2 protein-coding genes are annotated in these 1,254 nt (G+C 69.8%); both read left to right on the top strand.

What is annotated here, in order from left to right; genetic code table 11:
• Nucleotides 1-739: glucose-6-phosphate dehydrogenase assembly protein OpcA (locus tag ACWELQ_RS45910; protein ID WP_452403230.1), on the top strand; the 739-nt coding region annotated here is incomplete at its 5' end.
• Nucleotides 732-1,254 (top strand): 6-phosphogluconolactonase (gene pgl / locus ACWELQ_RS45915; protein WP_452403231.1); only part of this gene is annotated, 523 nt, incomplete at its 3' end. The genes ACWELQ_RS45910 and pgl, both read left to right, overlap by 8 nt.

A 1,254-nucleotide genomic window follows, 5' to 3' on the forward strand; every position in this document is an offset into this window, starting at 1 on the left:
CTCCCGATTGAGCGTCGAAGAACGACGGGCCCACCTTATCGAGGCGGCCCCCACCCGTCTCGACGCGCAGATCCGCGTCGGCGGCGACGCCGGGGCGGCCGAGGTGATAGTGCTTCGGCTGCAAGGGGATCTGGTGCCCCACGAGTCCAGTGTGGTGATCCCGTTCCTGCTGCCCGACACCCCCGTGGTGGCGTGGTGGCCGCGCGGGGCCCCGGAGTTCCCGTCCAAGGATTCGGTGGGCCGCCTGGCGACCCGCCGCATCACCGATGCCACGTTCGCGTCGGATCCGCAGTCGACGATCAAGGGTCGGCGGCAGTCCTACGCGCCCGGCGACACCGATCTGGCGTGGAGCCGGGTCACCTACTGGCGGGCGCTGCTGGCGGCGGCGCTGGACGAGGCTCCCTTCGACGCGGTCGAATCGGTGACGATCTCGGGGCTGAAAGAGGAACCGGCACTGGACATGCTGGCGGGCTGGCTGGCCGCGCGCCTGGACTGCCCGGTGGTGCGGCGCACCGGCGAGCTGAAGGTGGAATTGCACCGGTCCTCGGTGGCGATCTCCATTTCCCGCCCGCAGCACGGCCGCACCGCGACCCTCACCCGCACCGGTGAGCCCGATCAGCGTTTCGCGCTGGCGCGGCGGGAGACCAAGGACTGCCTGGCCGAGGAGTTGCGGCACCTCGACGCCGACGACATCTACGCCGAGGCCCTCACCGGCATCGAAAGGGTGACCTATGAGTAAGCCGACGGTCGAAACCTTCACCGGCACCGACGAACTCGTGATGGCCGCGGCCGCGCGCTTCGTCAGCGAAGTGGTGGAGGCGCAGCGGCTGCGCGGTTCGGCGTCGGTGGTGCTCACCGGCGGCGGCACCGGTATCGCCCTGCTGGAGTTGGTGCGCAAGGCTCCCGGCGATATCGACTGGGCCAAACTCGACGTGTTCTGGGGAGACGAGCGTTTCGTCCCGACCGGGGATGCCGACCGCAACGAACTGCAGGCTCGCCAGGCCCTCCTGGACCATGTCCCGGTCGACCCGGCGCGGGTGCACCCGACCGAAACCTCCAGCGGCGATTACCCCGACCCGCTCGAGGCCGCGGGCGAGTACTCGGCCACCGTGCACGCCTACCTGGCCGAGCACGGCGCGTTCGACCTGCACCTGCTCGGCATGGGCGGAGAAGGCCACATCAATTCGCTGTTCCCGCACACGGACGCCACCCGTGAGGAACACGAACTGGTTGTCGCCGAAACCCATTCGCCCA

The sequence above is a fragment of the Nocardia sp. NPDC004722 genome (genome assembly GCF_053601505.1).